Here is a 24,798-nt window from a genome sequence, read left to right on the forward strand (position 1 = left end):
CCGGGAGGGGCCTTGCATTGTGACAATGTATCGCGCACAGTGTGGGTCAGCACACGGGGAGGCGCGACATGTTCCATTTCATCTGGGGGCAGCTTCGTGGCCGTGCGGGACGGTCGGTGGCGCTGCTGGCCGGCGTACTGGTGGCAACCACCGGCTTCGTCGTCCTGACCGGCGCCACCACCACCTCCCGGCTGGCCGTCACCGGCACGGTCGAGCGGAACACCCGCGCCGCGTACGACATCCTGGTCCGTCCGAAGGGGACGCGGACGCCGCTGGAGGCCGCGCGCGGGCTGGTCCGGCCCAACTACCTCTCCGGCCTCTACGGCGGCATCACCACCGCCCAGTACGAGCAGGTGAAGGCCGTCGACGGGGTGGACGTCGCGGCCCCGATCGCGATGCTCGGCTACTCGACCACCCGGATCGACATGCCGCTCGACCTGACCGACGCGGTGGACCGGTCGCTGGACCGGCAGGTCATCCGGGTCGACCGCGAGTTCCTCGCCGAGCGCGGCCTCACGCACGCCCCCGCCCACCCGGTCTACGTCTACGTCACCAGGCACCCGATGCTCTGGCCACGCGTCGGCGACGCGTTCAGCAGCGACGCCATCCCGTACGACGACGGCCGGAAATACGACTCGGAACTCTGCGGCCCCGTGCCGCGTGAGGTGCTGCCCGGCGGCCGGAGCGCGCCGATCTGCGACCCGCTCTGGACCCTCAGCCCAGGAATGGGCCTGCTGAATGAGCGGGAGGAGTGGTCCGTCGAGGGCATCCGGCTGCTGCCGGACGGCAGCTTCCAGAGCCGGCAGGCGGCGTTCCCCGGTGCCCCGGCCTCCCGGTCGACCCCCCGCCTGGTGCTGCGGTTGAGCCTCACCGTTCCGTTCCTGCTCGCCGCCGTCGAGCCGGCGGCGGAACAACGGCTGGTGGGCCTCTCCGACGCCGTCGTCCAAGGGCGCACGCTGTCCTCCGACGACACCGTGAGCGTCCGGCGGAACGGGGGGTTCTCCTCCTCCACCCTGCCCGTGCTGGCCAGTAGCCGGCCGTACCTGGACGGCGCCATCCGCGCCAGCTACACCCGGATCGCCCTCTCCCGCAGCATCTCGGATCTTCTGCCCGACGAGCTGGCCGGCGCACTGCGGGGTTCCCCCGGCACACCGGCCGGCGGCACGGAACTGGACTCGGTCACCGCGTACCGGTCCCAGCTCACGAACCCGCAGGAGTGCTGCTGGGGGCAGGCACAACGGGTGATCCAGCCCGGCCGGACCACATACGACCAGCTGCCCGACGGGGTCCTCCGCCCCCGCACAGCCACCCCCGACCCCGCCGCGTACGGCGACGAACGGACGGCCGGCTTCCTGCCCAAGCCGTGGCTGGTCGAGGACACCGCGTTCCGCCCGCTGGCCGCGCTCGGCACGTCCACCAGCGACTCCGAGGCCCGACAGTGGCGCTCGGTGGGCCTCTTCGACCCGGAGAAGCTGACCGGTTTCAGCGACCTGGGCAAGGTGCCGCTGGAGACGTACGAGCCGCCGGTGGCCCGGGGCGCCGACGACCGCAGCCGGGCCGCGCTGGGCGGCCGGCCGCTGGAGCCGAGCGGTAACCCGGCCGGCTACCTCTCCGCCCCGCCGTTGCTGCTGACCAGCCTGGCCAGCGTGCCCGGGTTGCTGAAGGGTGGCACCAGCCCGCAGCGCACCGCCCCGATCAGCGCGATCCGGGTCCGGGCCGCCGACGTGCACGGATACAGCGAGCGCTCCGCCGAGCGGGTCCGGCTGATCGCCGAGCGGATCGCCCAGTCCACCGGCCTCGACGTCGACATCACCCTCGGCTCCTCGCCCGCGCCGCAGACGGTGGAGCTGCCGGCCGGCGCGTTCGGCCGCCCCGCGCTGCGGTTGAGCGAGAACTGGTCCGCGCTGGGCGTGGCCTCCACCATCACGAAGGCCGTCGACCGTAAGAGCGCCGCGCTCTTCGTGCTGGTGCTGGTGGTCTGCGTGCTCTTCCTCGGCAACGCGGTTTCCGCCGCGGTCCGGGACCGCCGGCCCGAGCTGGCGGTGCTCGCCTGCCTCGGCTGGCCGGCCCGCCGGATCGGGGCGCTGATCCTCGGCGAGGTCGCCGCGCTGGGGCTCGCCGCCGGGCTGCTCTCCGTCGGCCTGGCGTTCCCGCTCGGCGCGGCCCTGGACATCGGCGTCGACTGGCCGCAGGCGCTGCTCGCCGTGCCGATCGCTCTGCTGCTGGCGCTGGTCGCGGGCCTAGCGCCCGCGCTGCGGGCCGCGCGCGCCCACCCGGCCGCCGCGCTGCGCCCGCCGGTGGCCACCGCCCGTTGGGTACGCCGACCGCGCACCCTGCCCGGCCTGGCCCTGGTGAACCTGGTCCGCACCCCCGGCCGCACCCTGCTCGGCGCGAGCGCGTTGGCCATCGGCGTGGCCGCGCTGACCCTGGTCGCCGCCGCCGCGTACGCCTTCCGCGGCGCGATCGTGGGCAGCCTGCTCGGCGACACCGTGTCGCTCAGCGTGCGCGGCGCGGACGCCCTCGCGGCGCTCGCCACCGTGCTGCTCGGGGCGGCCGCGGTCGCCGACGTGCTCTACCTGAACATCCGGGACCGGGCCGCCGAGCTGGCCACCTTGCGGGCGACCGGCTGGACCGACGCCGCGCTGGGCCGCCTGGTGGGTTACGAGGGGTTCCTGCTGGGTGCGCTCGGCGCGCTCGCCGGCGCCGGCCTCGGACTCGGCGGGGCGGCCTGGCTGGTCGGCGAAGTGCCGGCGGCGCTGGTGTCGGTGGCCGCCACCGTGGCGCTGGCCGGGGTGCTGGTCACCTGCCTGGCGGCGCTCGTCCCGGCCGCGCTGCTGCGCCGCCTTCCCACCGCACGACTACTGGCAGAGGAGTGACCATGGACGCGACGACGGGCAGCACGGTGCGCATCGCCGGACTGGTCCGGCAGTTCCGCAGCGGTACCGAGCGGCTCACCGCCGTCGACGACGTGTCGCTGGAGATCGCGGCGGGGTCGGTGGTGGCGCTGACCGGGCCGAGCGGCTCCGGCAAGTCCACCCTGCTGCATCTGGTCGGCGCGATCGAGCAGGCCGACCGGGGCACGGTGACGGTGGACGACGTGGAGGTCACCGCGCTGCGGCGGACCGCCCTGGCCCGGTACCGCCAGCGGGTCGGCTTCGTGTTCCAGCGCTACCACCTGCTGCCGGCGCTGACCGTGCTGGACAACGTGATCGCGCCGGTGCTGCCCCGCCGGGGCCGCGCCGACCACGCGACCCGCGCCCGGGAGCTGCTGGACGCGGTGGGCCTCGCCGGCCGGGAACGCGCGCTGCCCGCCCAGCTCTCCGGCGGCCAGCAGCAACGGGTGGCGATCGCCCGGGCGCTGATGGGCGCGCCCCGCCTGCTGCTGGCCGACGAGCCGACCGGCAACCTCGACTCGACCACCGGCGCGCAGATCCTCGACCTGCTGCTGGACCTGCGCGACCGGCGCGGCATGACGATCCTGCTGGCCACCCACGAGCGAGCCATCGCCGCCCGCTGCGACCGCCTGGTCCGGCTCGGCGACGGGCAGGTCGTCGAGGACGTGGACCTCACCGGCGGAGAGGACCCGGCCGACACGTACGAGCGGGTCAGCCGGCTGCGGCTGTAGGCCGGTACGGGCGGGTCAGGCGACCGGGCTGGCCGTGCGGACCTGCTCGGCGATGCGCTCCGCGACGGAGCGGGCAGCCGACTCGGTGGCCGCCTCGACCATGACCCGGACCAGGGGCTCGGTGCCGGACGGGCGGAGCAGCACCCGGCCGGTCTCGCCCAGCTCGGCCTCGGCCCGCTCCACCTCGGCCCGGACGGCCGGCGCGGCGGAGCCCACGGTCCGGTCGCCGACCGGAACGTTGATAAGCACCTGGGGCAGCTTGGTGACCACGGCGGCCAGCTCGGCCAGGGACTTGCCGGTGGCGGCCATCCGGGACATCAGGTGCAGCGCGGTCAGCACCCCGTCGCCGGTGGTGGCGTACGCGGGCATGACGATGTGCCCGCTCTGCTCGCCGCCGAGGGCGAGGCCGGAGGCGCGCAGCTCCTCCAGTACGTACCGGTCGCCGACCTTGGTCTCGACCAGCCGAATGCCCTGCGCGGACATCGCCAGGCGGAGGCCGAGGTTGCTCATCACGGTGGCGACCAGGGTGTCCTGGGTCAGCTCGCCGGAGTCCCGCATGGCCAGGGCCAGGATCGCCATCACCTGGTCGCCGTCGACCTCGTCGCCGTCGGCGGTCACCGCGACGCAGCGGTCGGCGTCGCCGTCGTGGGCGATGCCCAGGTGTGCGCCGTGCTCCACCACGGCGGCACGCAGCGCCTCGATGTGGTTCGAGCCGCACTCGTCGTTGATGTTGAGGCCGTCCGGCTCCGCGTGGATCGCGACGACCTCGGCACCCGCCTCCTGGTACGCCACCGGCGCGACCTCGGCGGCCGCCCCGTTGGCGCAGTCGACCACGACCTTGATCCCGTCCAGCCGGTGCGGCACGGTGCCCACCAGGTGCTGGACGTAGTGGTCGGCGCCGTCGAGCAGGTCGTGCACCCGGCCAACGCCGGCACCGGTCGGCCGCTCCCAGGCGGTGGTGGCGTTCGCCTCGACGGCCGCCTCGATGCGCATCTCGATCTCGTCCGGCAGCTTGTGCCCGCCGGCGGCGAAGAGCTTGATGCCGTTGTCCGGCATGGGGTTGTGCGAGGCGGAGAGCATCACGCCCAGGTCGGCCTTGGCCTCGGCGGTGAGGAACGCCACCGCCGGGGTGGGCAGCACGCCGACCCGCACCACGTTGGCGCCGGCACTGGTGAGCCCGGCCACCACGGCGGCCTCCAGCATCTCGCCGCTGGCCCGGGTGTCCCGGCCGACCACGGCGAGCGGCGGATGGCTCTTGTCCGTCTCGGCCAGCGTGTGGGCGGCGGCGACCGCCACCGCGAGCGCCAACTCCGGAGTCAGATCCGCGTTCGCCCGCCCGCGTACGCCGTCCGTGCCGAACAACCGGCCCATACCCGCCACCCTCCGATGAACTGCCGTGAAGAAGGAGTAAAGCGGAACGGCCGGGCCACCTCCCGCGAGGGGGAGGCGGACCCGGCCGTCCGTCAGAAGTACAAGGCGCTGGTGGTGATCAGCGCTTCGAGTACTGAGGAGCCTTACGGGCCTTCTTGAGGCCGTACTTCTTGCTCTCCTTGACCCGCGCGTCACGGGTCAGGAAGCCGGCCTTCTTCAGGGCCGGGCGGTCGTCCGGCTCGCTGACGATCAGCGCCCGGGCGATGGCGAGACGCAGCGCGCCGGCCTGGCCGGTGGTGCCGCCGCCACGCAGGTTGGCGATCACGTCGAAGGCCTCGGCCTTCTCGGCGGTGACCAGCGGGTCCTTGATCAGCTGCTGGTGCACCTTGCTCGGGAAGTAGGCCTCGAGGTCGCGGCCGTTGCAGGTGATCTTGCCGCTGCCCGGGACGATGCGGACCCGGACGATGGCCTCCTTGCGCCGACCCACGGTCTGGATCGGGCGGTCGCCACGAGGCGCGCGGGCGACGGGCGCCGGCGCCTCGGTGGCCTCAGGGGCAACCTCGGTGGCGGTGATGTCGGTCATGCTGATTCCTTCGCCCGCGCTCACTGCGCGATCTGCTTGATCTCGAACGGCACCGGCTGCTGCGCGCCGTGCGGGTGCTCGGCACCGGCGTAGACCTTCAGCTTCTTGAGAATCTGACGGCCCAGCTTGTTGTGCGGGAGCATGCCCTTCACAGCCAGCTCGATGGCCCGCTCGGGCCGCTTGGTCAGCAGCTCGTCGTAGCCGACCTGCTTCAGACCACCCGGGTAGCCGGAGTGGCGGTAGGCGATCTTCTGCTGGCGCTTGTTGCCGGTCAGCGCGACCTTGCCCGCGTTCACGATGACGACGAAGTCGCCCGTGTCGACGTGCGGCGCGAAAGTCGGCTTGTGCTTGCCACGCAGCAGCGTGGCGGCGTGGGTCGCCAGGCGGCCCAGCACGACATCAGAGGCGTCGATGACGTGCCACTGACGCTCGATCTCACCCGGCTTCGGGCTGTACGTACGCACAGGTCTACCTTGTCTCGTCGTCGGTCTGGGGTCGCGCGCCGAGGTGACCAGGCGCGCACGAACGACCAAGCGTACCTGATGCGGCACGCCTCTGAATGTCGTACAACAGCAGGCAACGATACCCGGCCGCCCGGCGGCAGGTCAAAACGGGGTGTCACCCCGCATGGCCTGCGCTTTCGCGCATGGCGCAGGTCACACGCCGGACAGCTTACGCCGGCCCGGACGCAGGTACACCACCCAGGTCACCGCGAAGCAGAGCGCGTACCAGCCGATGAAGGCCAGGTAGGCCGCGTCCGCGTTGCCGGCGGCGAGGAACGACTGCCGGAAGGCCACGTTCACCAGCACCCCACCCGAGGCGCCGACCGCCCCGGCGATGCCGATCAGCGCCCCGGAGAGCCGGCGGGCCCGCCGCTCGGCCGCCGCCCGGTCGCCGGTCAGCGCCGCCTCGGTCGCCGCCCGGGCCCGGAAGATCGCCGGGATCATCTTGTAGGTCGACCCGTTGCCGATCCCGGAGAAGACGAAGAGCGCCAGGAACCCGGCCAGGTAGAGCGGGAACGAGCGGTCCCGGGCGGCGTACAGCACCAGCCCGGCGCCGGCGGCCATCGCGACGAAGTTCCAGAAGGTCACCCGGGCGCCGCCGAGCCGGTCGGCGAGCTGCCCCCCGAGCGGCCGGATCAGCGAGCCGATCAGCGGCCCGAGGAAGGTCAGCCAGGCGGCGTCGACCGGGGTCGGGAACCGGTCGTGAAACTGGAGCTGGAGCACCTGGCCGAAGGCGAAGCCGAAGCCGATGAACGAGCCGAAGGTGCCGACGTAGAGCAGGGACATCACCCAGGTGTGCGGGTCGCGGGCCGCCGCGCGCAGCGCGCCCGGCTCGTTGCGCGCGCCCGGGACGTTGTCCAGCCAGCGCGCCGCCGCGAGCGCCGCGAGCACGATCAGCGGCAGGTAGACCGCGGGCACCAGCCGGGGGTACGCGGCCCCGGCGGTGGCCAGCACCGCCAGCCCGACCAACTGCACCGCCGGCACGCCGAGGTTGCCGCCGCCCGCGTTCAGGCCCAGCGCCCGGCCCTTGAGCCGGTCCGGGAAGAACAGGTTGATGTTCGCCATCGAGGAGGCGAAGTTGCCCCCGCCAACCCCGGTCAGGCAGGCCAGCACCATCAGCGTGGCGTACGACACCCCGGGCTCGATCAGCAGCGCCATGGGGACGGCCGGCACCAGCAGCAGCAGCGCGCTGACCACCGTCCAGTTCCGGCCACCGAACCGGGCCACCGCCAGCGTGTACGGCAGCCGCAGCACTGCCCCCAGCGCGGCCGGCACGGCGGTGAGCAGGAACTTTTCGGCCGGGTCGATGCCGTACTCCGGGCCGAGGAAGAGCACCATCACCGACCAGAGGCTCCACACGGAGAAGCCGACGTGCTCGGCGAAGATCGAGACGTACAGGTTGCGGCGCGCGACCGGGGCCCCGGTCGCGGCCCAGAACTCGGGGTCCTCGGGGCGCCAGTCGGTGATCGGCCGGCGGCCGGCGGCGGCCGGTGCCCGGGTCGGGGTGGAAGCGAGCGTGCTCACGGGGCGACTCCTCCTCGTTGGCGACGAGGGGGACGCTAGGAAGGGGCGGTTTCCCGGCCGTACCCGTCCGGCGTCGTTCGGGAAACGGAGATCGCACGTCCGCCACGGGGCCGCGGTGAGCCGGTCACAGCTCCTGGAGGATCCGCAGGGCCCGGCCCACCCGCTGCATGGTCTCGGTGTCGGCCACGTCCACGCACTCGGTGAACCACTTCTTCATCGGCGAGGAGAGCCGGTCGGGCATCACCACGTACCCGCCCATCGGCACGGCGAGCGGCGAGTCCCGCAGCAGTGACTCCTCGACCACCTCGGCCACCATCACGATCGGCACGTCGGTGGAGTTGTAGACGTCGGAGCTGATCACCAGACCGAGGCGTTCCCGGGCGCCCGAGATACGCCAGACCTCTCCCCTACGCAGCACGCGGTCGCCCACCGCCGAAGAGCGCGTCGTCGACCAGCGCGGCCTCCTGGGCGTCGGCCAGGGCCGCGGACTCCAGATCGAGGCCGGCCCGACCGACGGCGGCGGCGTGCGCGGTGAAGACCTCGCGCAGCGCCTTCTCCCGGGCGGCCTGGTCCATCCAGGCGGAGAGGGAGAGCCCTTCCCGCTTGGCGAACCGGCGCGCCTCCTCGATCGTCTCGTCGGAGAACGACAATGTCACCTTGGCGGTCATGCCGGAGAGATTACCCGCTGGTATGACCACCAGTCATCCGCGCGCGCACCCGTCGGCGAACCGGACATCCCACCCGGGCGGGCACGAGCCGGGACGGTCGCCCGAGCCGGCGGGTCAGCCGATCACCCGACCCGGAGGGGCGGACAGGAAGGCCGTCCGCCCCTAGGGTTCTCGATGATCCGGACACCACCCCCGGATCGGAGGGAGCACAAGCCGTGGAGCCGCACGTCATCGCCGAACGGGCGCGCCGGGTACGGGAGGCGGTCGCGGCGGCGTCCACGGAGCTGACCAGCGAGGACCACGCGGTCACCGTGGTGGTCGGCCCCGGCGGGGCGGTCCGTGACCTGCAGTTCACCGCCCGGGCCGCCCGGTACACCGGGGCCGAGCTGGGCGCGCTGGTGGTCCGCACGATCCGGGACGCGAACGCGCTGCTCCAGCGGGACCTGGCGGAGACGCTCGCCGAGCTCACCGGGGGCCGGGTCGGCGAGCCGTTCGCCCCGCTGCCGACCCCGGCGCAGCTGCGGGCGGAGCTGGATCGGGCCGAGGAGCCGGTCCAGTGACCGGACGACCCCGCGACTTCCAGGACCCGGACGAGGTGCTGGCGTTCCTGGACGGCATCCGGGAACGCAACCGGGCCATGGCGGAGCGGTACGAGCGCTTCGCCGAGCAGGCCGGCGGGCTGACCGGCGAGGGTTTCTCCACGGACGGCGGGGTCCGGGTCGAGGTCGACGAGAACGGCCACGTGTCGACCGTGAACATCACCGACGCGGCGCTGCGGCACGGCACCCTCCTCGCCGGCATGGTCCTCGGCGCCATCCGGGAGGCCCAGGCCGCCCGCGCGCTCAAGCTCGCGGAGCTGGGCGCCGAGCTGGGCACCGTACCCACCCTCGACCTGGTCCGCGAGGCGATCCCCGAGCACGTCCGTGACAGCCTCGACCAGCGCCGCGGCCGGCGCTGGTGACCGGGCCGAGAGGAGACCACCGTGGGTGACGGCGTCGTCGTCCCGTCCGACAAGCTGACCAGCACCGCCGAGGTGATGAAGGCGCTCGCCACGAGTGCCGACCAGATCGCCGACGGCCTGGCCCAGGCCGACCCGCCGGACGTGCTCTGGGGCGCCCTCGGGCTGCTGATGAAGGGCTGGTACGACGGCAAGGCCGAGCAGACCCGGGACCACATCCGGACGATCTCGAAGGCGCTCCACTCGCAGGGCGGCGCGATCCGGGCGAGCGCCGACCGGTACCAGCAGCTGGACGCGGAGCTGCAGCAGGCGTTCGCCCGCTTCCAGGACAAACTCTCCGGCGGCAAGTGAGCGGCGCCGAGCCGACGACAACGGGAGCGACCCCCTCGTGACGAGCACCGACGACAACGACGCCTACCTGAGCAACAACACCGACGACGGCAGCCAGTACGCCGGCAACCTCGGCATCACCGACTCGGTCGACCTCGGCCCGGACTCCGTGCTCCCGATGGGCGAGGCGGTCAAGAACCTCTACACCGGGATCTCCCAGGGTGAGTGGTCGGACATCTCCGCCGGGGTCGCGGACTTCGCCGCGAACGCGTTCGCGGTCTGGGCCGACCCGCTGAACTGGCTCATCTCCGCCGGCCTCACCTTCCTGATCGACTTCGTGCAGCCGCTGGAGGACCTGCTCAGCCTGGTCACCGGCAACTCCGAGCGGATGGAGCCGTACGCCGAGCAGTGGCAGCAGCTCGGTACGGCGCTGGCGCCGCTGGCCGCGGCCGTCCGGCAGGCCGCCACCGACGAGCTGATCGAGTGGGCCGGCCGGGACGCCGCCGCCGCCAAGGCCCGGCTGCTGGAGTTCGCCGACGCGATCGAGGCCACCGGCGGCGAGGCGGCCTCGATCTCGGGGCTGCTCACCCTCTTCTCGAAGATCATGGGCGCCGCCCAGCAGATCATCATCGGCATCCTGGCGACCCTGATCGAGTGGATGATCGTCGAGTGGGCGATCGCGATGGCCGCCGCGGCGCCGACCATGGGCGGCTCGGTGGCGGCCGCGGGGGCGGCCACCGGGGTGCAGGCCACCGTCGCCACCAGCCGGGCGGTCCGGGTGATGGACCGGGTCGTCCAGCTGCTGCTGCGGATCCGGGAGCTGATGACCCGGATTCTGCCGGCGCCGCTGATGGCGAAGGTCGGCAAGAGTGTGGTGGAGTTCCGGGGGTCCGCGGCCGTCCTGTCCACGGTGGGCCGGATCGCCGGCGGCGTGCTGCGCGATCCCGGCGGCTACGCCGGGCCGGGGGTGAACCTCGGCACGGGCATCTGGAAGAACCAGGAGGCCGGTGACTCCAGCATGTCGGACGAGCAGATCGACGCGGGGTTGGACGTGACGAAATGAACCGCTGGGAGCGGACGACACCCGCACAGGGCTACCCGGACGCGCCGGTCACGCCGTGGCCGGTGGGCGGTCCCCCGCCCGCCCTGCCGGCGGGTGCCGCGGGCGTGTCGGTCCGGATCCGGACCCGCGGCGCCGACCCGGCGAACTGGGTGCAGCTCAAGGCCGTCGGGGTGGACGACCGTCCGATGTGGCGCGGCCACGGCCGGATGGTCACCGTCGTCGAGCCGGGCGAGCACCTGGTCGAGGTACGCGGCGCGGCGTCGGCCGAGTCGGCGCGCCGGGTGACCGTCCGCGCCGGCGAGATCGTCGAGCTGGAGTACTTCATGCCCGCGTCGTACGGCACCGTCGAGGGGCTGCTGGCGCGGCCCCCGGTGCGCCGCCGGCCGGGCCCCGGGGCGTGGGTGATCGTGGCGCCGTTGCTCGCCGCGTCCTTCTTTCCGCTGCTGCCCCGCACCACGAGCGCGGCGGTGGCCGGTGCCGCGACCGTCGGCCTGGTCGCCGTGATGATCGGTCTGGTGCTGCTGGTCAGCCGGGGCAAGCGCGCGGTCGACCGGCGCCGGCGGGTGTCCGCGTCCGAGGAGGCCGCCGGGAACGTGCGGGACGCCGACCGGGGGATGTTCCTCGGCGACGGCGAGCCGCCGGCGGGGCTGGCCGACGCCGCGCACGGCGCCCTCGTGGTCACCGGCGCGTCGGCGCAGGAGTACCGGTGGAACGGGCTGGGCGCGTTCGCCCGGCCGGCGCAGGACCCGAACTCCTGGATCCCCTGGCCGGTCCTGTCGATCGACGGCGAACAACGCCAGTTCTCCTGGCGGACCTGGGCCTACCGGCTGCCGCCGGGCGAGCACGAGGTGCTGGTGCAGGCCCGTCCGCCGGCCGGCGCCGAGGTCGCCCCGGCCGAGCCGGTACGGGTGCCCGTGCGGATCACCGCCGGCCGGGTCACCCGGCTGGAGCTGCGGGTGCGGACCCGCACCGAGGTGCAGTCGGTGCAGCGGGGCACCGAGATTCCCACCCGGGTCACCCGGTTCACCGCGACGGTCGCACCGGAGCCGCGCTGACGGTCACGGGCGACGGCCGCCGATGACGGCGAACCGCCACGCCTTGAAGTAGCAGTCGACGTCGGCCAGGCCGCCCTCGCCGAGCCAGCGCAGCTGGTCGGGCACGGATGCCGGGCGGTCGTGCCGCATCCGCTCCCGGGCCCCGGCGATCTCCTCGGCGTCCGAGCCGAGCGCGGTGATCTGCGCGGTCCACACCTCGTCGTAGCGCCGGTCCAGGTCGGGGGTCGGGCCGGCCACCTGCTCGGCGTTGACGAGGACGCCACCGGGCACCAGCGCGTCAGCCGCCCGCCGGTAGAGGGCCCGCTTGCCCTCGTCGTCGAGGTGGTGGATGGCCAGCGCGGAGACCACTGCGTCGTACCGGCCGGCGGGCAGCGGGTCGGTGAGGTCGGCGAGCACCGTCCGGTGCGGCACGCCCCGGGCCGCCAGGTGGCCGGTGGCCATCGCCAGCATGCCGGGCGCGGCGTCGACCAGGGTCAGCCGGATCCCCGGGACCGCGGCGGCGAGCAGCAGGGAGAGCAGGCCGGTGCCCGCGCCCAGGTCCAGCACCTCGGGGGTACGCCCGGCCGCGAGGGCCGCCCGCAGCGGCGGCGCGGCCACCTCGACCGCGGTGCCGTAGAAGGCGTCGAAGCAGGGCACCAGCCTGCGCCGCGCCGCGTCGTAGCTGCCCGCCACCGCGTCGAACGCGTCCGCCACACTCATCGCATCTCCCATTATTCAGGATTTGTGTCTCACATTCTAAACCTGGCGGACCGGTCCGTCACCCCCGTACGGTGTGAGCCGCTCTTGACAGGACCGAAACAGAAGGGACCCGGACCGGAAACCGCCCGGCGGCACGCTTCTCGGACATGACAGACGGTGCGCGCGTCGCGACGCTGCCAGGGACACCGCCCCGCGAGGCGGCCACGCACTGCCCGTACTGCGCCCTGCAGTGCGGCATGGTCCTGCGCGAGACCGGCGGGCGGATCGAGGTGGCGCCCCGACAGTTCCCCACCAACCGCGGCGGCCTCTGCCAGAAGGGCTGGACCGCGGCGGAACTGCTCGACCACCCGGACCGGCTGACCACCCCGCTGCTGCGCGACCGGCCCGGCGCCGAGCTACGCCCGGCGGGCTGGGACGAGGTCCTCGACCGGGTGGCCGCCGGCCTGCGCGCCGTCCAGGACCGGCACGGCCGGGACGCGGTCGCCGTCTTCGGCGGTGGCGGGCTGACCAACGAGAAGGCGTACGCGCTCGGCAAGTTCGCCCGGGTGGCGCTGCGCACCCGGCACATCGACTACAACGGCCGCTGGTGCATGTCCTCGGCGGCGGCGGCCGGCCTGCGCGCCTTCGGCGTCGACCGGGGGCTGCCGTTCCCGCTCGCCGACCTCGGCCGGGCGGACACCCTGCTGCTGGTCGGCGCCAACCCGGCCGAGACCATGCCGCCGCTGCTGCGGCACCTGACCGACCAGCGCGAGCGGGGCGGCCAGCTGATCGTGATCGACCCCCGGCTGACCGCCACGGCCCGCCACGCCTCCCGGCACCTGCAACCGCTGCCCGGCACCGACCTGGCGGTGGCCAACGCGCTGCTGCACATCGCGCTCACCGAGGGCTGGCTCGACCGGGCGTACGTGGCGGAGCGGACCACCGGCTTCGACGAGGTGCGGCGGACCGTGGCCGGGTACTGGCCGGCCGAGGTGGAACGCCTCTCCGGGGTGCCGGTGGCCGACCTGGAGGCGACCGCCCGGGCGCTGGCCACCGTGGACCGGGCGATCATCCTCACCGCCCGGGGTGCGGAGCAGCACGCCAAGGGCGTGGACACGGTCACCGCCTACCTCAACCTGGCGCTCGCCCTGGGGCTGCCCGGCCGCCCCGGCTCCGGGTACGGCTGCCTTACCGGCCAGGGCAACGGGCAGGGCGGCCGGGAGCACGGGCAGAAGGCCGACCAGCTCCCCGGCTACCGGCGGATCGACGACCCGGCGGCCCGGGCGCACGTGGCCGGGGTGTGGGGCGTGCCCGCCGACGACCTGCCCGGGCCGGGCGTGCCCGCGTACGCCCTGCTGGACTCGCTCGGCACCGCGACCGGCCCCCGGGCGCTGCTGGTCTTCGGCTCCAACCCGGTGGTGTCCGCGCCCCGCGCGGCCCGGGTCGAGTCCCGGCTGCGCGACCTGGACCTGCTGGTGGTCGCCGACTTCCTGCTCTCCGAGACGGCCGCGCTGGCCGACGTGGTGCTGCCCGTCGCGCAGTGGGCCGAGGAGGACGGCACGATGACCAACCTGGAGGGTCGGGTGCTGCGCCGCCGGGCGCTGCGCGAACCTCCGCCCGGCGTCCGCACCGACCTGGCGGTCCTCGCCGCCCTCGCCGACCGTCTCGACGCCCCCGGTGACTTCCCCACCGACCCGGCCACGGTCTTCGAGGAGCTGCGCCGGGCCTCGGCCGGCGGGCCGGCCGACTACGCCGGGGTCAGCTGGGACCGGATCGACGCCGACACCGGCGTCTTCTGGCCCTGTCCCGACCCGTCCGGGCCGGACACCCCCCGGCTCTTCGCCGACCGGTTCCCCACCCCGGACGGCCGGGCCCGGTTCCACCCGGTGCGCCACCGGCCGGCCGCCGAGCCGGTCTGCGCCGAGTACCCGCTGCACTTCACCACCGGCCGGGTGCTCGCCCAGTACCAGTCCGGCGCGCAGACCCGGCGGGTCGCGGCGCTGCGCCGGGCCGCGCCCGGCGGCTTCGTCGAACTGCACCCCGACCTCGCCGACCGGCTGGGCGTGGCCGACGGGGACGAGGTGCGGGTGGTCTCCCGCCGGGGCGAGCTGCGCGCACCGGCCCGGCTCAGCCCGGCGATCCGGCCGGACACCGTCTTCGCGCCGTTCCACTGGCCGGGCGCGGCCCGGGCCAACTCCGTCACCAACGACGCCGTCGACCCGGTCTCGGGGATGCCGGAGTTCAAGATCTGCGCCGTCCGGGTGGAGAAGTCATGAACGTGATCATCGTCGGGTACGGGATGGCGGGCGCCCGGCTCGCCGCCGAGCTGCACGCGCGGGACGGGGACCGGAAGGTCACCGTGCTCGGGGCGGAACCGCACCGGGCGTACAACCGGATCATGCTGTCCACCCTGCTGGCCGGGAAGATCGGCGAGCCGGACGTGGAGCTGGCCGAGGTCGCCGGGCAGGGCGTGGACGTGCGGACCGGCGTGGCCGTGACCGCGATCGACCGGGGCGTCCGAGAGCTACGCACCGCCGACGGCGACCGGATCGGCTACGACCACCTGGTCCTCGCCACCGGCAGCCGGGCCGTGGTGCCGCCGCTGACCGGACTCGACCCGCTGCCCGAGCGGGTGGTCCCGTTCCGCACCCTGGACGACTGCCGGCGGATCCTCGCCGCCGCCCGGGGCGCCCGCAGCGCCCTGGTGCTGGGCGGCGGCCTGCTCGGGCTGGAGGCGGCCCGCGGCCTCGCCGCCCGGGGACTGGACGTGACCGTGGTCCACCCCATGGGCCACCTGATGGAGCGGCAGCTCGACCCGCCGGCCGGCGCGGTCCTCGCCGGCACCCTCGCCGGGCTCGGCGTGCGTACCGAACTCGCGGTGTCGGCCACCGCGGTGGCGACCGACGGCGACCGGGTCCGCCTGGACCTCGCCGACGGCCGCGCGCTCACCGCCGATCTGCTGGTGCTCTCCTGCGGCGTACGTCCCGACACCGCGCTGGCCGCCGACGCCGGGCTGGCCGTGGAGCGGGGCGTGGTGGTGGACGACCGGATGCGGACCAGCGACCGGCGGATCTCGGCGATCGGCGACTGCGCCCAGCACGACGGGTTGTTGACCGGGCTGGTCGCCCCGGCCTGGGCGCAGGCCCGGGTGGTCGCCGAGGTGCTGGCCGGGACGGACCGGCTGACCCGGTACCGCCCCCGCCCGGTGGTGACCCGGCTCAAGGCGGTCGGCATCGACCTGGCCGCGATGGGCGACGCCAGCGACACCGCCCCGGCCGACGGCGGGCCGGTCGAGGAGCTGACCTTCGCCGACCCGGCCCGGGGCACGTACGCCCGGCTGCGGATCCGCGACGAGCGGCTGACCGGCGCGATCCTGCTCGGCGACAACCCGGCGGTCGGCACGGTGGTGCAGCTCTTCGACCGGGGCGCCCCGGTGCCGGCCGACCGGCGCTCGCTGCTGCTCGGGCGGGCGTCCGGCGCCGCCCCGGCCGCCCCCGCCGCGTCCCCGGCGCTGATGCCGGACGCGGCCACGGTGTGCCAGTGCAACGACGTGAGCAAGGGCGCGCTGGTGGCGTGCTGGCGCGCCGGCGCCCGGACCGTCGCGGAGCTGTCGGCGGCCACCCGCGCCGCCACCGGCTGCGGCGGGTGCCGGGACGCGGTCGCCGGCATCGCCGACTGGCTCGCCGAGGCGGATCCGGTGGCGGCGCGATGAGCGGCAGCGTCCGGGCAGGTGGCGCGACTGACCGCGTGGAGGTGACGCGATGAGCGAGCGGAGTGCCGGCATGAGCGGCGGCAGGCTGGTGGTCGTCGGCAACGGCATGGTGGGGCAGCGTTTCGTCGAGGCGCTGCGGGCCCGGGACCACGACCGGCGCTGGCAGGTGACGGTGCTGGCCGAGGAGCGGCGGCCGGCGTACGACCGGGTGCGACTCTCGGCCTTCTTCGACGGGGTGAACGCCGAGGAGTTGAACCTGCACACCCCCGACGACGGGGTGGAGCTGCGGCTGGGCGAGCCGGTCCTCGGGATCGACCGGGACCGGCGGGTGGTGCTCACCGCGGCCGGCGAGCACCCGTACGACGCGCTGGTGCTGGCCACCGGCTCGTACGCCTTCGTGCCGCCGGTCGACGGCACCGACCTGCCGGGGGTGTTCGTCTACCGGACGCTGGACGACCTGGCGGCGATCCGGGCGTACGCCGAGGGCCGGCGGACCGGGGCGGTCATCGGCGGCGGCCTGCTCGGCCTGGAGGCGGCGAACGCGCTGCGCCTGCTCGGGCTGGACACCAGCGTGGTCGAGTTCGCGCCCCGGCTGATGCCGGTGCAGGTGGACGAGGCGGGCGGGGCGATGCTCCGCCGGTACGTCGAGGAGCTGGGCGTCGCCCCGTACCTCGGGGTGGCCACCAGCGCGCTGCGCCCCGGCCCGGACGGCACGGTCGCCGCGCTGGAGCTCGCCGACGGCCGCACGGTCGACGCGGACCTGGTGGTGGTGGCCGCCGGCATCCGGCCCCGGGACGAGCTGGCCCGGGCGGCCGGGCTGCCGCTCGGCCCGCGCGGCGGGGTGCTGGTCGACGCCACCTGCCGGACCGCCGACGAGCGGATCTGGGCGGTCGGCGAGTGCGCCGCGGTGGACGGCACCTGCCACGGCCTGGTCGCCCCCGGGTACGCGACCGCCGAGGTGGTCGCCGACCGGCTGCTCGACGGGGCGGCCACCTTCCCGGGCGCGGACACCGCTACCAAGCTCAAGCTGCTCGGGGTCGACGTGGCCTCGTTCGGCGACGCGCACGGCACCACCCCGGGCTGCCTGGACGTCACCTTCACCGACCCGGCCACCCGCTCGTACGCCAAGCTGGTCCTCTCCGACGACGCGAAAACGCTGCTCGGCGGCGTGCTGGTCGGCGACGCGAGTGCGTACCCGACGCTGCGGGCGAGTGTCGACGGGCCGCTGCCCGCTCCCCCGCTGGCGCTGCTGGCGCCGGCCGGCGGCGCCGGCGCCGGGGCGGGCGCCCTGCCGGCCGCCGCGCAGGTCTGCTCCTGCAACGCGGTGACCCGGGCCGACATCGACGCGGCGATCGCCGGCGGGGCGGCCGACGTGCCGGCACTGAAGGCGTGCACCCGGGCCGGCACCAGCTGCGGCTCCTGCGTGCCGATGCTGAAGCAGCTGCTGGACGCGGCCGGGGTGCAGCAGTCCACCGCGCTCTGCGAGCACTTCGACGCCGGCCGGCAGGAGCTGTTCGACATCGTCCGGGTCCGGGGCATCCGGACCTTCTCCCGGCTCATCGCCGAGCACGGGCGGGGGCGCGGCTGCGACATCTGCAAGCCGGTGGTGGCCTCGATCCTCGCCTCGCTCGGCACCGGGCACGTCCTCGACGGCGAGCAGGCGTCCCTGCAGGACACCAACGACCACTTCCTGGCCAACCTGCAACGCGACGGCAGCTACTCGGTGGTGCCCCGGATTCCCGGCGGGGAGATCACCCCGGAGAAGCTGATCGTGATCGGCGAGGTGGCCCGCGACTTCGGGCTCTACACCAAGATCACCGGCGGGCAGCGGATCGACCTGTTCGGGGCCCGGGTCGAGCAGCTCCCGCAGATCTGGCGCCGGCTGGTCGACGCCGGCTTCGAGTCCGGCCACGCGTACGGCAAGGCGCTGCGCACGGTGAAGTCCTGCGTCGGCGAGACCTGGTGCCGGTACGGGGTGCAGGACTCGGTCGGGCTGGCCGTCGCGCTGGAGCTGCGCTACCGGGGCCTGCGCGCCCCGCACAAGCTCAAGTCGGCGGTCTCCGGCTGCGCCCGGGAGTGCGCCGAGGCGCGCGGCAAGGACTTCGGCATCATCGCCACCGAGACCGGCTGGAACCTCTACGTCGGCGGCAACGGCGGCTTCCGCCCGCGACACGCCGACCTGTTCGCCACCGACCTGAGCACCGAGGAACTGGTCACGCTGATCGACCGGTTCCTGATGTACTACGTCCGCACCGCGGACCGGTTGCAGCGCACCGCCGCCTGGCTCGAGGCGATGGACGGCGGCCTCGACCACCTGCGGGCGGTCATCGTGGACGACTCGCTCGGGCTCTGCGCCGAACTCGACGCGGCCATGGCGCGGCACGTCGCGTCGTACTCGGACGAGTGGCGGGACGTGCTGGACGACCCGGAACGACTGCGCCGCTTCACCTCCTTCGTCAACGCACCGGACGTGCCCGACCCGTCCATCACCTTCGCGGTCGAACGCGGCCAGCCGGTGCCCGCCCGCGGGGCGCCGCCGGTCGCCGCCCCCGACCGTCGCCCCCAGCCCGTCGCGCTCGGCCTTCCGGAGGTACGCCGATGAGTCCCCTGCTCACTCTCGACTGGACGCCGGTCTGCCCGCTCGACCGGCTCGACCCCGACCGCGGCGTGGCCGCCCTGGTGGACGGCGTGCAGGTGGCGCTCTTCCGGACCGGTGGCGAGCTGTACGCGGTGGACAACCTGGACCCGGTCGGCGGCGCGTACGTGATGTCCCGGGGCATCGTGGGCAGCCGGGGTGGCGTGCCGACGCTCGCCTCGCCCCTGCACAAGCAGGTCTACGACCTGCGTACCGGGCGGTGCCTCGACCTGCCGGGGGTGGCGCTGCGGCGGCACGGGGCGCGCTGCCGGGACGGGCTAGTCGAGGTGCGGTTGCGACAGGAGGAGTGATGCGCGACGAACTGGCCGGCTTCACCATCGGGGTCACCGCCGACCGGCGGCGCGACGAGCTGGCCGCGCTGCTGCAACGGCGTGGCGCGCGGGTGGTGCTCGCCCCGGCGCTGCGGATCGTGCCGCTCGCCGACGACACCGACCTGCGCGAGGCCACCCGGGCCTGCCTCGACCGCCCGCCGGATGTCCTGATGGCCAACACCGGCATCGGGATGCGCGGCTGGCTGGAGGCGGCCGAGGGCTGGGGGCTGGCCGAGCCGCTGCGGGGCGTGCTCGGCCGGTCCTACGTGGTGGCGCGGGGCCCGAAGGCGACCGGCGCCATCCGGGCCGCCGGCCTGCGGGAGCACTGGTCGCCGGCCTCGGAGAGCTGCGAGGAGGTGATCGACCACCTGGTCCGGCGGGGCGTGGCCGGCCAGGTGGTCGCCATGCAGCTGCACGGCGAGCGGCAGCCGGAGTGCACCGAGGCGCTGGAGACGGCGGGCGCGACGGTGATCGAGGTGCCGGTATACCGCTGGGCACCGCCCACCGACCCGGCCCCGCTGCACCGGCTGATCGACCTGGTGGCGGGGCGGCTGGTCGACGCGGTCACGTTCACCTCCGCGCCGGCGGCGGAGGCCCTGCTACGGGCGGCCGGGGACCGCACCGAGACAGTGCTGGCGGCGCTCCGGGAGGACGTGCTGGCCAGTTGCGTCGGCGCGGTCACCGCCGAGCCGCTGGTGCGCCGCGGGGTGCCGGTGAGCGCCCCGAGCCGGGCCCGGCTCGGGGCCCTGGTCCGGACGATCGTCGACGAGCTGCCCCGGCGGACGGTGAGCGTGAAGGCGGGCGGCCACCTGCTGACCCTGCGCGGGCACGCCGCCGTGGTCGACGGGGAGCTGCGGCCGCTCGCCCCGGCCCCGATGGCGGTGCTGCGGGCGCTCGCCGCGTCGCCCGGCAAGGTGCTGTCCCGCACGGCGCTGCTGCGTACCCTGCCGCGGGGCGCGGACGAGCACGCGGTGGAGATGGCGGTCGCCCGGCTGCGGGTCGGGCTGAACGCCCCCCGCGTGGTGCAGACCGTGGTCAAGCGCGGCTACCGGCTCCGGGTCGACTGAACCCCCGCCCGGGGCCGGCGCGGGCCCGGGCGGCGCGCCGGCCCCGGGCGGTCAGCCGACCGAGGCCGGGTAGCCGTGCTCGGCCTGGAGCCGGAGCATGGCGTGCTCGACGACGGTGACCAGCACCTGCTTGACCGACTCCCGGTGCCGCGCGTCGCAGGACACCAGCGGCACGTCCGGCGAGATCGCCAGCGCCTCGCGGACCTCCTCCAGCTCGTACTGCGGCGCGCCGTCGAACCGGTTCAGCGCCACCAGGTACGGCAGGTTCCGGTTCTCGAAGTAGTCCAGCGGGGCGAAGGCGTCGGTGATCCGCCGGGTGTCCACCAGCACGGCGGCGCCCACGGCACCCCGGATGATCTCGTCCCACATGAACCAGAAGCGGGTCTGGCCCGGCGTGCCGAAGAGGTAGAGGATCAGGTCCTCGGCCATGGTGATCCGGCCGAAGTCCATGGCGACCGTGGTGGTCTCCTTGCCCGGCACCTTCGACGGATCGTCGATGCCCACGCCGGCCGCGGTCATCAGCGCCTCGGTGGTCAGCGGTTGGATCTCGGAGATCGCCCCGACCAGGGTCGTCTTGCCCACGCCGAAGCCACCCGCGATCACGATCTTCGCGGAGATGATCTCCCGGCTGCGGTTCGCCCCGGCGGGGTCATAGTTCGCGAAGTCCACTCAGCACCCTTCCAAGCAGGTTCATCCGCGCCGCGAAGCCCGTCGCGGGAGCGGCAGCAGTGTGTAGCGTCAGCAGGCCCTCGGCCACCAGGTCGGCGACCAGCACCCGGGTGACGCCCAGCGGCATCCGGGTGTACGCGGCGATCTCCGCCAGCGACTGCGCCCGGCCCTCGCAGACCGTGGCGATGCGGTACTTGTCGTGCCCCGCGAACCGCGCCTCGGCGCACTGGGTGGCGGTGCAGGACAGCACCGCCTCCAGCGCGATGTTCTGCAGCGGCTCGGTGCGGCCACGGGTGACCGCGTACGGTCGCACCAGCGCACCGCGCGGGTCCCGCCGTGGTTCCATCTCGCGATCACCTCCCTCCGTACGGAGCCGGGCCGGCTCCGGATCACCCGGTCACATCGAACGTCCGGTCAGGACCGGACGGCGTCCCTCGGCAGCGGGGACAGGGCCTGGCCGACCCGTTCCACCAGCAGCGCCATCTCGTAGCCCACCTGGCCGACGTCGCAGCTGCGGGCGGCCAGCACCGCCATCGACGAGCCGTCGCTGATGGACATGAGGAAGAGGTATCCGCTGTCCATCTCGATCACCGTCTGGAGCACACCGCCGGCGCTGAACATCCGGGCGGCCCCTTCGGTCAGGCTCACCACGCCGGAGGTGATCGCGGCGAGCTGGTCGGCCCGGTCCGTGGGCAGGTCCCGGGAGGAGGCGAGCAGCAGCCCGTCCGCGGACACCGCCACCACGTGGGCGATGCCCGCCACGCTGTCGGCGAAGTTGGTGAGCAGCCAACCCATGTCCTGCATGGCCGCCGGCCTGTTCATCGGTTCGTCTCCTTGGTCGAGGTGCTGTTCAGGTCCGCGCCGGCCGTCCGACCCCGCTGCACACCGCGGTGGTAGGCCGACAGCAGGCCGCGTACTTCGTCCGGCGTGCGCCGGGTCCGGGCCCGGCCGCCCTTCGGCTCGATGCCGCCGGGCACGAGTTGGGCCTGCGGCACCCGCTTGGGCAGGCCGGAACGGGTGGTGCCGCCGGTGGCGGGCTCCGCGGCCCGGCTGGCCCGCGACCAGCCCTCGTCGGCCGCGGTCCGCCAGGCCTCCGCGCCGGCCGCCGGTGTCGCGGCCGGCGGAGGTACGGCGGCGGCGGGCGGTGGGGACGGCACCGCCGGCGGCGTGTACGGCGGTGGTGTGGCCACGCCCGAGGCCTGCGCGCCCGGGGTGCGGGTGGGCAGCGGCGGCGGGGCCGCGGCCACCGGCTGCGCCGGCGCCTCGTCGAACTGGGGCCGGGCGAAGATGGTCGTCTCGTCCTCGCCGTGCGAGCGGAACCAGACGGCCTCCATCTCCCGGAAGATCGGCGCCTCCGCCGGCTGCTCGGGCCGGGCGGCCACCGGCGCGGCCGGCGGGGTCACCGCGGTCGGCTGGTACGCCGGCGCGGACTGGTACGCCGGCGGCGCCACCGGCGCGGGCGCCGCAGGGGCGGCGGTGGTCGCCGCGTCCACCCCCGGGGTCCGCTTCGGCAGCGGGTCCAGCGCGGGGTACGCGGCGGTCGAGCTGCCCATGGCGTAGCCGGCGCCCGAGACGGGGGTCGACGGGGCGGGGGGCGCGGAGGCGACCGGGGCGGTGGTCGGCACGGTGGGCAGGCTCGGCAGCGCGCCGGTGCCCCCGCCCACCTGCACGGCCGGGCCGGTCTCCCGCGCCTCGGCGGCCTGCCAGCGGGCCGGCGGCGGGGCGGCGTTGGGCCACTGGTCGGTCAGCGTGGCGGTGCCGCCCCGGCCTGCCCCGGCCAACGCGTCGCCGGCCAGCGCGTCGCCGGCCGAGGAGCCGAGCTGGCTCAGCGGGGACGGCTCGACGGCGAGCGGCTGGCGCGGCCGGGTCAGCGGGGCCTGGCCCCGGTTGGCCGGCAGCACCACCGCGGAGTTCGGCAGGGTCACCTGGGCGACGGTGCCGCCCTCGACGTTGCGCCGCAGCTCCACCCGGATGCCGTACCGGGAGGCGAGCCGGCTCACCACGGCCAGACCCATCAGCCGGAACGCGGCCACGTCCACCGTGGGCGGCGCGGCCAGCCGCCGGTTGAGCGAGTCGAGCTGCTCGTCGCTCAGCCCCAGGCCCCGGTCCTCGACCTGGATCAGCACGTAGTCCCGGATCCGCCGGCCGTCGGCCACCACGGTGGTGTTCGGCGGCGAGAAGCGGGTGGCGTTGTCCAGCAGTTCGGCGACCAGCCGGACCACGTCGTTCACCGCGTGCGCGGCGACCGAGATGTCGGTGTCCACGGTGCCGAACTCGATCCGGTTGTAGAGCTCGACCTCGGACTGGGCGGCGCGCAGCACGTCGACCAGGAGCGCGTCCTCGCGGCGCGGCACGGCCGAGTCGGCGCCGGCCAGCACCAGCAGGTTCTCGTCGTTGCGGCGCATCCGGGTGGCCAGGTGGTCCAGCTCGAAGAGCTGGGCCAGGCGCTTCGGGTCCTCCTCGCCGCGCTCGATCGCGTCGAGCTCGCCGATCATCCGGTCGACCAGGCTCTGCGAGCGCCGGGCCAGGTTGAGGAACATCGCCGAGACGCTGGTCCGCAGCGCGGCCTGCTCGGCCGCCACCCGGACCGCCTCGCGGTGGACCACGTTGAAGGCCACGGCCACCTGGCCGACCTCGTCGCGGTTGGTCAGCTTGATCGGGTCCCGGACCTGCTGGACGATCTCGTCCACGCCGCCGTCGCCGATGGCGTTGACGTTCTGCAGCCGGCTCACCGCGTCCGGCAGGTCGTGGTTCGCCACCGCCAGGGCGCCCTCGCGCAGCCGGCGCAGCGAGTCGTTGAGCGAGCGGGCCAGCACCACGGCCAGAGTCACGGCGATGATCAGCGTGAGCAGGACGAGCAGGCTCTCCACGACGGCCTGCCGGAGGACGTCGGTGCGTACCGTGTCGGCCTCGGCCAGCAGTCGGTCCTGGAGCTGGATCTCGGCCCACCGCATCAGGTCGTCGACCGCGCCGATCGCGGCGCTGGCCTCGTCCCGGGTGACCAGCGGGGCCTGCCCGACCGAGCGGGACAGGTCGTTGGCGACCCGGTCGGCGAGCTGCACCGCGTCACCGGAGACCGTACCGTCCACCAGGGACCGCTGCCCGGGCTCGGCGGCGCGGGAGAACGACAGCAGCGACTCCTGCTGGCCGGTCAGGGTGGCGACGAACGAGGAGAACTGCTCCTCGTCGAGGCGGCCGGTGGCCAGCGCGGTGAAGGCGACGGCCTGCTCCTCGGCCACCTCCGCCTTGGCGTGCGAGAAGGCGGCCACCGCGCGGCGGGCGTCGGCGATGCCCTCCGCGCCGGGCTGCTGGGCGAGCGTGTCGCCGTACGCGACGAGGTCGCTGAGGATGATGCCGTAGCGCAGGCTCGCCTCGGCGACCGGCATCTGCTGCCGGTCCAGCACCTCCTGGCGGGTGCCGTTCAGCGTGGCCAGGTGGTCCTCGATGACCTTCAGCCGGTCCCGGACCGAGGCGGGCACGTCACCGATCCGCCCCCGCTCCTCCCGGTACGCCGCGATCCGCTCGTCGGTGCGCCGTACCCGCAGGTTGTAGTCGTCCGGCTTCTGGTTCGCCACGGCCAGGTAGGCGGCCGCCGCCATCCGCTCCTTGTGCAGGTCCTGGGCGAGCGCCGAGACGTCGATCGACAGCGCGGTGAGCGAGCGGATCCGGCTGGCCTCGTAGGCGCCCTCGCCGACCGAGACGAGTCGGATAGTTGCCAGTGCGATGACAGCGGCCACCGGGACGACCAGGATGAGGGCGAGCTTGGACCGGATCCGTGCGTCACGCAGCCGGGGCACTCGCCGTCGCCGGTTCCGCTGGTCGGCACCTTGACTCGCGGGCAGGGTCGTAGGTCCGGTGCTCACGACATCGCCTCCGTCGATTCTTCCACGCCTGACCCGCCGACCCGTGCCTGGTGCGGCGGCCAGCGCCGCGCGCGGCACGGCCGCGATTTCATCAGACGAAATCCGATTTGGGAAGCCGCAGTGAGACAGGAAACGGTCGGCGGTGACTCAACCCGTGCAGCG

23 protein-coding genes are annotated in these 24,798 nt (G+C 74.6%); 12 read left to right on the forward strand and 11 right to left on the reverse strand.

From position 1 onward, the window contains the following. Window positions 1-68: 68 nt before the first annotated feature. Both ACZ6S5_RS21970 and ACZ6S5_RS21975 read left to right on the forward strand, forming a co-directional pair. The gene (locus ACZ6S5_RS21970; protein WP_466003182.1) at window positions 69-2,876 is read left to right on the forward strand and encodes an FtsX-like permease family protein; all 2,808 of its coding nucleotides are present in this window, start codon (window positions 69-71) and stop codon (window positions 2,874-2,876) included. A gap of 2 nt (window positions 2,877-2,878) precedes the next feature. Then, complete coding sequence (locus tag ACZ6S5_RS21975) at window positions 2,879-3,625, forward strand: ABC transporter ATP-binding protein (protein ID WP_466003184.1); 747 nt, start codon at window positions 2,879-2,881, stop codon at window positions 3,623-3,625. A gap of 15 nt (window positions 3,626-3,640) precedes the next feature. On the opposite strand, the gene glmM is transcribed toward ACZ6S5_RS21975, so the two are convergent. The 6 genes from glmM to ACZ6S5_RS22005 form a co-directional block, all read right to left on the reverse strand. Continuing rightward, the gene (gene glmM / locus ACZ6S5_RS21980) at window positions 3,641-4,996 is read right to left on the reverse strand and encodes a phosphoglucosamine mutase (protein ID WP_466003186.1); all 1,356 of its coding nucleotides are present in this window, start codon (window positions 4,994-4,996) and stop codon (window positions 3,641-3,643) included. Window positions 4,997-5,114: 118 nt separating this feature from the next. Further along, entirely contained in the window at window positions 5,115-5,579 is a 465-nt protein-coding gene (gene rpsI, locus ACZ6S5_RS21985) for a 30S ribosomal protein S9 (RefSeq protein WP_030501567.1), read from the reverse strand. A gap of 20 nt (window positions 5,580-5,599) precedes the next feature. After that, entirely contained in the window at window positions 5,600-6,043 is a 444-nt protein-coding gene (gene rplM, locus ACZ6S5_RS21990; protein WP_091198201.1) for a 50S ribosomal protein L13, read from the reverse strand. Between the two features lie 192 nt (window positions 6,044-6,235). Further along, complete coding sequence (locus tag ACZ6S5_RS21995) at window positions 6,236-7,606, reverse strand: MFS transporter (protein WP_466003188.1); 1,371 nt, start codon at window positions 7,604-7,606, stop codon at window positions 6,236-6,238. A 124-nt stretch (window positions 7,607-7,730) separates the two neighbouring features. After that, window positions 7,731-8,036, reverse strand: coding sequence for a hypothetical protein (locus ACZ6S5_RS22000; RefSeq protein ID WP_199737173.1), 306 nt, complete (start codon window positions 8,034-8,036; stop codon window positions 7,731-7,733). Continuing rightward, the gene (locus tag ACZ6S5_RS22005; RefSeq protein WP_123242828.1) at window positions 8,014-8,274 is read right to left on the reverse strand and encodes a DUF6364 family protein; all 261 of its coding nucleotides are present in this window, start codon (window positions 8,272-8,274) and stop codon (window positions 8,014-8,016) included. The genes ACZ6S5_RS22000 and ACZ6S5_RS22005 overlap by 23 nt, the downstream gene beginning before the upstream one ends. A 215-nt stretch (window positions 8,275-8,489) precedes the next feature. Here ACZ6S5_RS22005 and ACZ6S5_RS22010 point away from each other — a divergent pair, with 215 nt between their 5' ends. From ACZ6S5_RS22010 to ACZ6S5_RS22030, 5 genes are read left to right on the forward strand one after another with little or no spacing between them, the layout of a single operon-like run. Continuing rightward, window positions 8,490-8,834: a YbaB/EbfC family nucleoid-associated protein gene (locus tag ACZ6S5_RS22010; protein ID WP_466003191.1), complete on the forward strand. Its 345-nt coding sequence runs from the start codon at window positions 8,490-8,492 to the stop codon at window positions 8,832-8,834. Then, window positions 8,831-9,235 carry a YbaB/EbfC family nucleoid-associated protein gene (locus tag ACZ6S5_RS22015; protein ID WP_466003193.1) on the forward strand — a complete coding sequence of 135 codons (405 nt, stop codon included), beginning with the start codon at window positions 8,831-8,833 and terminating at the stop codon, window positions 9,233-9,235. The genes ACZ6S5_RS22010 and ACZ6S5_RS22015 overlap by 4 nt, the downstream gene beginning before the upstream one ends. A gap of 21 nt (window positions 9,236-9,256) precedes the next feature. Then, complete coding sequence (locus tag ACZ6S5_RS22020; RefSeq protein ID WP_466003195.1) at window positions 9,257-9,583, forward strand: hypothetical protein; 327 nt, start codon at window positions 9,257-9,259, stop codon at window positions 9,581-9,583. 37 nt (window positions 9,584-9,620) lie between these two features. Next, window positions 9,621-10,625 carry a hypothetical protein gene (locus ACZ6S5_RS22025; protein ID WP_466003197.1) on the forward strand — a complete coding sequence of 335 codons (1,005 nt, stop codon included), beginning with the start codon at window positions 9,621-9,623 and terminating at the stop codon, window positions 10,623-10,625. After that, entirely contained in the window at window positions 10,622-11,680 is a 1,059-nt protein-coding gene (locus ACZ6S5_RS22030) for a hypothetical protein (protein WP_466003199.1), read from the forward strand. The genes ACZ6S5_RS22025 and ACZ6S5_RS22030 overlap by 4 nt, the downstream gene beginning before the upstream one ends. Before the next feature lie 3 nt (window positions 11,681-11,683). Here ACZ6S5_RS22030 and ACZ6S5_RS22035 read toward each other — a convergent pair whose 3' ends face one another. Next, window positions 11,684-12,379 carry a class I SAM-dependent methyltransferase gene (locus tag ACZ6S5_RS22035; RefSeq protein WP_466003200.1) on the reverse strand — a complete coding sequence of 232 codons (696 nt, stop codon included), beginning with the start codon at window positions 12,377-12,379 and terminating at the stop codon, window positions 11,684-11,686. A gap of 146 nt (window positions 12,380-12,525) precedes the next feature. On the opposite strand from ACZ6S5_RS22035, the gene ACZ6S5_RS22040 reads away from it, so the two are divergent. From ACZ6S5_RS22040 to ACZ6S5_RS22060, 5 genes are all read left to right on the forward strand, one after another. Beyond that, window positions 12,526-14,634, forward strand: coding sequence for a molybdopterin oxidoreductase family protein (locus ACZ6S5_RS22040; RefSeq protein WP_466003202.1), 2,109 nt, complete (start codon window positions 12,526-12,528; stop codon window positions 14,632-14,634). Beyond that, the gene (locus ACZ6S5_RS22045) at window positions 14,631-16,070 is read left to right on the forward strand and encodes an FAD-dependent oxidoreductase (RefSeq protein ID WP_466003204.1); all 1,440 of its coding nucleotides are present in this window, start codon (window positions 14,631-14,633) and stop codon (window positions 16,068-16,070) included. The genes ACZ6S5_RS22040 and ACZ6S5_RS22045 overlap by 4 nt, the downstream gene beginning before the upstream one ends. 70 nt (window positions 16,071-16,140) lie before the next feature. Further along, the gene (gene nirB / locus ACZ6S5_RS22050; RefSeq protein WP_466003250.1) at window positions 16,141-18,672 is read left to right on the forward strand and encodes a nitrite reductase large subunit NirB; all 2,532 of its coding nucleotides are present in this window, start codon (window positions 16,141-16,143) and stop codon (window positions 18,670-18,672) included. After that, entirely contained in the window at window positions 18,669-19,016 is a 348-nt protein-coding gene (nirD, locus tag ACZ6S5_RS22055) for a nitrite reductase small subunit NirD (protein WP_466003206.1), read from the forward strand. Before nirB ends, nirD begins: the two co-directional genes overlap by 4 nt. Further along, window positions 19,016-20,104 carry a uroporphyrinogen-III synthase gene (locus tag ACZ6S5_RS22060; protein WP_466003208.1) on the forward strand — a complete coding sequence of 363 codons (1,089 nt, stop codon included), beginning with the start codon at window positions 19,016-19,018 and terminating at the stop codon, window positions 20,102-20,104. The genes nirD and ACZ6S5_RS22060 overlap by 1 nt, the downstream gene beginning before the upstream one ends. 51 nt (window positions 20,105-20,155) lie before the next feature. Here ACZ6S5_RS22060 and ACZ6S5_RS22065 read toward each other — a convergent pair whose 3' ends face one another. The 4 genes from ACZ6S5_RS22065 to ACZ6S5_RS22080 all read right to left on the reverse strand — a co-directional run bounded on the left by ACZ6S5_RS22065 (window position 20,156) and on the right by ACZ6S5_RS22080 (window position 24,636). Continuing rightward, on the reverse strand, window positions 20,156-20,773 hold the full coding sequence (locus ACZ6S5_RS22065; protein ID WP_466003209.1) for a GTP-binding protein: 618 nt from the start codon (window positions 20,771-20,773) through the stop codon (window positions 20,156-20,158). Next, window positions 20,754-21,119, reverse strand: coding sequence for a DUF742 domain-containing protein (locus ACZ6S5_RS22070; RefSeq protein ID WP_466003211.1), 366 nt, complete (start codon window positions 21,117-21,119; stop codon window positions 20,754-20,756). Before ACZ6S5_RS22070 ends, ACZ6S5_RS22065 begins: the two co-directional genes overlap by 20 nt. A gap of 68 nt (window positions 21,120-21,187) precedes the next feature. Next, on the reverse strand, window positions 21,188-21,595 hold the full coding sequence (locus tag ACZ6S5_RS22075; protein ID WP_091666130.1) for a roadblock/LC7 domain-containing protein: 408 nt from the start codon (window positions 21,593-21,595) through the stop codon (window positions 21,188-21,190). Continuing rightward, window positions 21,592-24,636 (reverse strand): sensor histidine kinase, encoded by a 3,045-nt coding sequence (locus ACZ6S5_RS22080; RefSeq protein ID WP_466003213.1) that lies wholly within the window; start codon window positions 24,634-24,636, stop codon window positions 21,592-21,594. Before ACZ6S5_RS22080 ends, ACZ6S5_RS22075 begins: the two co-directional genes overlap by 4 nt. Between the last annotated feature and the right edge of the window lie 162 nt (window positions 24,637-24,798).

Source organism: Micromonospora sp. NPDC051924, assembly GCF_055586005.1.